The sequence below is a fragment of the Pelagibius sp. genome, assembly GCF_028289705.1.
GTDB lineage: Bacteria > Pseudomonadota > Alphaproteobacteria > Kiloniellales > Kiloniellaceae > Pelagibius.
This window is the reverse complement of the sequence record NZ_JANQOI010000127.1, coordinates 1-6,588: the sequence shown is the minus strand read 5'-3', so window position 1 is coordinate 6,588 and position 6,588 is coordinate 1. Positions and strand designations below refer to the sequence as shown.

General features: G+C 63.9%; 10 protein-coding genes. 9 read left to right on the top strand and 1 reads right to left on the bottom strand.

Annotated features, from left to right (window positions below):
- From Q0996_RS16190 to Q0996_RS16150, 9 genes are all read left to right on the top strand, one after another.
- A partial coding sequence (locus Q0996_RS16190) for an amidohydrolase family protein (protein ID WP_299621951.1) occupies positions 1-527 on the top strand: 527 nt, incomplete at its 5' end.
- Between the two features lie 435 nt (positions 528-962).
- Positions 963-1,520, top strand: coding sequence for a PEP-CTERM sorting domain-containing protein (locus Q0996_RS16185; RefSeq protein WP_299621948.1), 558 nt, complete (start codon positions 963-965; stop codon positions 1,518-1,520).
- A 368-nt stretch (positions 1,521-1,888) separates the two neighbouring features.
- The gene (locus Q0996_RS16180; RefSeq protein ID WP_299621946.1) at positions 1,889-2,350 is read left to right on the top strand and encodes a hypothetical protein; all 462 of its coding nucleotides are present in this window, start codon (positions 1,889-1,891) and stop codon (positions 2,348-2,350) included.
- Positions 2,351-2,356: 6 nt separating this feature from the next.
- Complete coding sequence (locus tag Q0996_RS16175) at positions 2,357-2,698, top strand: hypothetical protein (RefSeq protein ID WP_299621943.1); 342 nt, start codon at positions 2,357-2,359, stop codon at positions 2,696-2,698.
- Between the two features lie 75 nt (positions 2,699-2,773).
- Positions 2,774-3,409: a hypothetical protein gene (locus tag Q0996_RS16170; protein WP_299621940.1), complete on the top strand. Its 636-nt coding sequence runs from the start codon at positions 2,774-2,776 to the stop codon at positions 3,407-3,409.
- Between the two features lie 62 nt (positions 3,410-3,471).
- Positions 3,472-4,491, top strand: coding sequence for an ornithine cyclodeaminase family protein (locus Q0996_RS16165; protein WP_299621937.1), 1,020 nt, complete (start codon positions 3,472-3,474; stop codon positions 4,489-4,491).
- A 110-nt stretch (positions 4,492-4,601) separates the two neighbouring features.
- Positions 4,602-4,949 (top strand): helix-turn-helix transcriptional regulator, encoded by a 348-nt coding sequence (locus Q0996_RS16160; RefSeq protein ID WP_299621934.1) that lies wholly within the window; start codon positions 4,602-4,604, stop codon positions 4,947-4,949.
- A 26-nt stretch (positions 4,950-4,975) separates the two neighbouring features.
- Positions 4,976-5,470 (top strand): SRPBCC domain-containing protein, encoded by a 495-nt coding sequence (locus tag Q0996_RS16155; RefSeq protein ID WP_299621931.1) that lies wholly within the window; start codon positions 4,976-4,978, stop codon positions 5,468-5,470.
- 43 nt (positions 5,471-5,513) lie between these two features.
- A complete protein-coding gene (locus Q0996_RS16150; protein ID WP_299621928.1) occupies positions 5,514-6,224 on the top strand; it encodes a thioredoxin family protein in 711 nt (236 codons plus the stop codon).
- A 22-nt stretch (positions 6,225-6,246) separates the two neighbouring features.
- On the opposite strand, the gene Q0996_RS16145 is transcribed toward Q0996_RS16150, so the two are convergent.
- Positions 6,247-6,588 (bottom strand): hypothetical protein (locus Q0996_RS16145; protein WP_322096732.1); only part of this gene is annotated, 342 nt, incomplete at its 5' end.

Sequence of the window (6,588 nt, the reverse complement as noted above, 5' to 3'; positions counted from 1 at the left end):
CCGCGCCGGTCGCCGCCATGTCGGCGGGGCTCTGTCCGATCACGGAGGCCAACCTCGGCGACGGCCTGTTCCCGGCGGTGGACTACCTTGCGGCCGGTGGCGCCTGGGGCATCGGCTCCGACAGCCACATCTCCGTCAGTCCCGTCGAGGAACTGCGCTGGTTTGAATACGGCGAGCGCCTGGCGCGGCGCCGGCGCAACGTCCTGGCGGGGGAGGGGGCGGCGGCTTCCCTCGGCTACCGGCTCTACAGCGACGCCCTGGCCGGCGGTGCCCAGGCCCTGGGCCGGCCCATCGGCGCGCTGGAGGTCGGCTGCCGCGCCGACCTGGTGGTGCTCGACACCACCTCGCCGACGCTCTGCGAACTGCCGATCGAACGCCTGCTGGACGCCCTGATTTTCGCCGGCAACCGTAACCCCGTGCGCGACGTCATGGTGGGCGGCCAGTGGCTGGTCTGCGACGGGTCCCACAAGGACGAGCGCGCGGTGCTGGAAGACTACCGCACCGTCCTGCGTGATGTGCTCGCCTGACCGGCCGGAACACCCCTGCCTGTGACAATTCTGTGACGGTAAAGTTGCATTCCGCATAATGACGTGGGGGTGGCACGTCCCTTGTCGCGTGGCTTTACAGCCTCGCCCAGCCTCGGAATGTCCAATAAATCTCCGTAAGATCAGTCAGTTGATCCATCCTAACCGATCAGCGTAGTCGTTTGCGGGGGCATAAGATGTAAATATTCCTTACAACTTGGCCGGGCAACAGAGGAGGTGCGCCGCTAAGTCTTTGCCGTAGAACGGCTTCCTGAACTGGAACGCTTCTTGCGTAAGGTTAACGACGGGTTAAGCGCGCAAGCAGATCGCCGCGGCGGCCGGAACGGTGGCGGGTCCTTGGGGCCGGCCCACCAATGACCGGGGACCAGGTACGGAAAACCGGGAACCAGGTGTGGAAAGAGGGGAGCACTGCAGATGATGAGCGTGAGACGACTTCCGCAGGCTGTTCTAGGCTTGGCGCTCCTGGCCTGTCTGGCGGTTCTGATGACGGCGCGCAGCGCCGAGGCCGTGGTGATCTACGATTTCGAGGGCGCCTGTGTCGTCGGCTGCACCGCGCCACCCAACGCCTCCGCCGTGCTGACTCTTGTGGACACCTACGTGCCGGGCACCCAGCTGCTAGACACCGACTTCATCTCCTTCGTCTACACCTCGTCCACCGGGACCTACAACATTCCGGGCGATGGCGTCTTTGACGACTTTTCGCTTGGCAGTCCCAACGGCAGCCTGCCGGCCGTCAGTGGGCTTGCGGACGTGGCCATCGACTTCGCCGGCGGCGGTACATTCTTCCAGACGACTGTCGGGGGATGGAACAGCACTTTCGCACCCTTGAGCTTTGCTGATTCGGGAGCCGAGTACGGCTGGACGCTGCGGGTCGTTGCCGTTCCGGAACCGGCGACCCTGGCTCTTTTCGGCCTTGGGCTGGTGGGCCTCGGCTTGGCCAGACGGAGAATCTGCCCCAAGTCGGCCGAGGCCTGACCGCCGCCACGCGCCAGCGCCTCTGACAAACAGACCCTCCAGAGACCGCGGCTGCTTGTCTCCTAAGGCAGCCGCTTTTATGTGCACGATGCCACAGAAGGCCGTCGCCGGCTCCTTTGCGGTGGCTCCTGCAAGGACGGGGGCAAGGTGCCGATAAATGATCGCGCTCTGGTGAGAGACCCGTCGAGTTTGTATCGTTAAAGGCGTTTTGCGTCTGGACTCGCTTTCCCCTTGCTCTTACATCGCAAATGACCGACGGACCGGAAATCTGAGGGCCGGTATCGTCGGCGGCATTCTGTGGAGGAGGCCAAGAGATCTTCAGGTCGCTGGTTCTGGCACTTCTGGTTCTCTCTGCGTTCGCAGCGCCCGTGGTGGCCTGCACGGTGCCGCCCCCTGAATTCACCAAGCCTAAGCGGCTGTTGGTTGCCGACTCAAACCAGATTGCTTGGGCGCGCGCCCTGGAGCCGTCGGACATACGGGTTTCGCTCGGCCTCTCAGAGGAGGCACCGACATTCGAGGTGATCGAAGTCCTGAAGGGTGACGTGCCGTCGCCTTTCACCTTGCCAATCGGCAGCTATGCGGCACTTGACACCAATCCTGCCTTGATCGGCGATGATTTTGACGGCCACCGCGAGGGAAACCTCCTGGCGCTGTACTACAGCCGCTCCTTCAACAATTCCCTCTGCGAAATGGTTCCTGTCTTCGTGCCCGGCGAGTCCTATCTGATCTTTCTCGATCATCCGCACTGGTCGGCTTATGAGATCGTGCGCAGCGAAGACGATCTCTGGCTGCAGAAGGTCCGGGAGCTGGTTCGAGAGCAGGGCGGCTGAAAGTAGATGGCGGAGAAAAGCACCGACAAGATGCTCGCCGTCTGGCCCGACGATGAGGTGCTGGGGCGTCTGGGCAGACCCGTCGAGAAGCGCGACCTCACAACCCAAGATGTCAAAGACCTGCTGCGCCTTGGACGCCTGCGCTTTGTCGTGCTCAGCCTAGGCGAGCCGGTCTTCGAAGTGTCGCTGGCCGACTGTTACGACTTCTGGAAGCGCGATGTGAAGCACCACATCTGCGATCAGGAACATTGCTATCTTGAGGACTTCGAGGGCGACTATTTCTATTTCGCCACCGAATGGGACGACCGTTCCGGCATACCACTTGTCCTCCTTTTCAAGAGCCATTAGAACGAACTAGTCTTGTCGGAGTGCGAATAAATCCGCGGCATTCCAAGGGGCTAGAGGCGGTGAGGGGGAGTGGCAATGGCGCTGAGAGGGTTGGCCGTCTGTGTGCTGTTCGCTCTATGCACCGCTTGCGGCTCCACAACAACGATAACGCCAGAAGAAGCTGAGCGCTTCAATCGTCTGGTGGTGGAAGCCAATGCGCTTAGCGAGCAGTACGTCTGGCTCGAAGGGCGCCCTCGAGCCCTTCCGGATCGAGGCAAGCTCGAACGGGCTGTCGCCTTGTACGATGAGGCGCTCGGCATCTATCCTGAGAGCTGGCAGACATTTGTGCTCAGAGGCAAGACACAGCAGGCGCTCATCCAACCTGAGCAGGCACTTCTTTCATTCAGAGAAGCCTATAGACTGAACCCAAACGACGTCGTTGTGGTCTATGCCTACGTTGGCGGTGCCTTGGAGGCAAACAGACCCCAAGAAGTGCTGAAGGTCGCCCGGCGTTCCGTGGTGGACTTCCCGGAGGAGACCAACTTCCGAACCAATCTGGCGACTGTGCTGATTCTTGTGGGTCGAGCAGATGAGGCCATCAGGCAAGCGAGCATGGTTTTGCGCGTTCGTCCAGGCGATCGTATCGCAGCCCGCTTGCTCTTGATCGCAAGTGAGATTAAGTCGGGGTTACGAGAGCAACCCAATTCGGTCGCTGACCTGACAAGGCGGTAAGCCAAACCGCGGGAAACAAAGGGACCTCGACAGTTTGTTTATCATTCCGGTTTTCTAGATCCATGACCTCCATCTCCTTCACCTATCTCTCCGGGCCCGACATCGCGGCTCTGGAGATGACCGACGACGAAATCCTCACCGCCGTGGAGCGCGGCCTCACGGCCCAGGGTTTGGGGCGGTCGGTCATCGAGCCGCGGGTGCATCTTGAGCCCGATCCGGCCTTCCACGGCCACTTCAACGTGCTGCGCGGCTACATCGGCAAGGCGGCGGGCTTCAAGTCCGGTGGCCTGGCGGGCGTCAAGATCGTCGGCGACTACGTCGACAACTACAAAAAGGGCCTGCCCTCGGAGATGGCGCTCCTGAACCTCTTCGATCCGGAGACCGGTATGCCCCGGGCACTCCTGGATGCGACGGCCATCACCGAGATGCGCACCGGCGCTATCACCGCCCTCGGCGCGAAGTACCTGGCGCGCAAGGACAGCAAGGTGCTGGGCCACATCGGCGCGCGGGGCACCGCTTATTGGAACGTCCGCCTGCTGAGCCACCTCTTCGACCTTCAGGAGATCCGCGTGCATTCGCGGCGCCCGGAAAGCCGCGAGCCCTTCGCCGAACGGCTCGCTGCCGACCTCGGCAAGCCGGTGGCGGCGGTGGAGGACTGGCAGGCCTGCCTCGAGGGTGCCGACATCCAGGTTGAGGCCTCCCGCCTCATGGAACCGACGCCGCTGTTCAAGACCGACTGGGTGCAGCCCGGCAACTTCGTCGTGCCCTACGGCACCATGAGCGCGGTGGAGCTCTCGCTCACCGATGTCATGGACAAGCTGGTGGTGGACGACTGGGGCCAGTGCAAGGGCGGCAAGCTGGGTTCGCTGCGGGCCCATGTGGAGACAGGCAAGCTGTCGGAGCAGACGCTGCACGGCGAGCTCTGCGAGATCGTCACCGGGAGCAAGCCGGGGCGGCAGCGCGACGACGAGACGATCCTCTTCTGGCACCGCGGCCTCTCCCTCTCCGACATCGCCCTCGGCGCGGCGATGCTGGAGAAGGCCGCCGAGCGCGGCCTCGGCCGCGAACTGCCTTACGCCTAAGCGCTTCAGACTGACTCTCGGCACCTGATCTCCGAAAGGGGAGCCTTGACGCCAAGAGCTGGCTCCTGTATTTAACCGACCAGTTACTTAAAGAATCGGTTAAATACGATATGCCCTCGGACCCTCTCAGTACGACTTTCGCAGCCCTGGCCGACCCGACCCGCCGGGCGATCCTGGCGCGGTTGTCCGACGGCGAAGCCACCGTCGGCGAGCTGGCCGAGCCCTTCGCGATGAGTCTCCCGGCGGTCTCCAAGCATCTGAAGGTGCTGGAGCGCGCCGGGCTCATTGCCCGCGGCCGCGAGGCCCAGTGGCGGCCCTGCCAGTTGCAGGCGGAACCCCTCAAGGAGGCGACCGGCTGGCTGGAGCACTACCGCCGCTTCTGGGATGAGAGCTTCGACCGCCTGGATGCCTACCTGCAGGAACTGCAGAGCGGCAAAGCTCCGAAGAAGAAGCGTTAGCCATGTCCCCCGACGAGGAGCCCAACATGAACAGCCCTGCTGCCGCAAAGCCGTTCGACGCCCGCCCGCTGCATTTCACCCGCCGCTTCGCGGCGCCGCGCGCTCTGGTCTTCGAGGCCTGGACCGATCCCGACCACCTGGCGCGCTGGTTCTGCCCCGCCGGCTTCACGGTCACGCGGTCTTCGGTGGACCTGCGGATCGGCGGCGGTTTCGCCGTCTCCATGCGCTCGCCGGACGGCGACGACTTCCATTGGCGCAACAGCTACCGCGAGATCGTGGTGCCTGAGCGCCTCGCGTATAGCAGCGCTGTTTTGGGCGGCGGCGAGCGGCCGCTATTCGATGCCGCCGCGACGGTCACCTTTGCCGACGACGGCGGCGGGACGCTGCTGACTGTCGATGCCGTTGTGGAGAGACTCCACGACCCGTCGGCGGCGCCTCTGGCGGCGGCCATGGAACCGGGCTGGGCCGACGGTCTGGACAATCTGGCCGCCTACCTGGACCAGTGCGCGCAAGAGAGGTGAAGAGCCCTTTGAGCCACCGGCAAGACCTGCGGAGCACCTGACAATGACCCACCGGAAGATCGCATCACGCAACGAATGGCTGCAGGCGCGCGAGGCACTGCTGGCCAAGGAGAAGGCCCTGACCCGGCAGCGCGACGCGCTTTCCGCCGAGCGGCGCGCCCTGCCCTGGGTGAGGATCGAGAAGCCCTATGTCTTCGAAGGCCCGGAGGGAAAGCTCTCGCTGGCCGATCTCTTTGCAGGCCGCAGCCAACTCATCGTCCAGCACTTCATGCTGGCACCCGGCTGGGAGGAGGGCTGCGTCGGCTGTTCCCTCTGCGCCGATCACGTCGACGGCGCGAACCTGCATCTGCCCCAGCACGATGTCAGCTTCACCGCCGTCTCCCGCGCGCCCTTTGCTGAGATCCAGGCCTTCAAGAAACGTATGGGCTGGCGCTTCAGCTGGGTGTCCTCTTTCGGCAGCGACTTCAACTACGACTTCCACGTTTCCTTCACCGCCGAAGACCAGGCCAGGGGACGCGTCTATTACAACTTCGCCGAACGCGACTTCATGAGTGAAGAGCTGTCAGGCACCAGCATCTTTGCAAAGGACGCAAGCGGCGCCGTCTTCCACACCTATTCGTCCTATGCCCGCGGCGATGAACACCTCTTGGGGGTCTACAACTACGTCGACCTCACGCCCAAGGGCCGCAACGAGACCGGCCCCCGCGGCAACCTGATGGACTGGGTGCGGCTTCACGACCGCTATCCGGACTGAGGGTTGGACAGAGCCGAAGCTGCTAGGGCGGCAGGCCGAGGGCGCTCAGCCCGTCCCCCAGCCGGTCCAGGAAGTCGGGCCGGAAGGGGACCGCGGTTACGACCTGGCCGACCGTCAGGTCCGGGTTGAAGCGGCGCAGCGCGCCGAGCGATTCCCGCGCCTTCTGCGGTTCGCCCAGCCGGGCGTAGGAGACGGCGAGACTTCGGTTGGCCCATGTCAGCTCCGGTTGGGCGCGCATGGCGTGCCGTATCCAGGAGGCCGCCGCGGCATACCTGGCTGCATTGAAGTGAGCGCTGCCGATGCCGACGAAGATGTTCGCTCTCGAAGACGCCGGCCCGAGCCGCAGCGCACGGCGGAAGTGCGC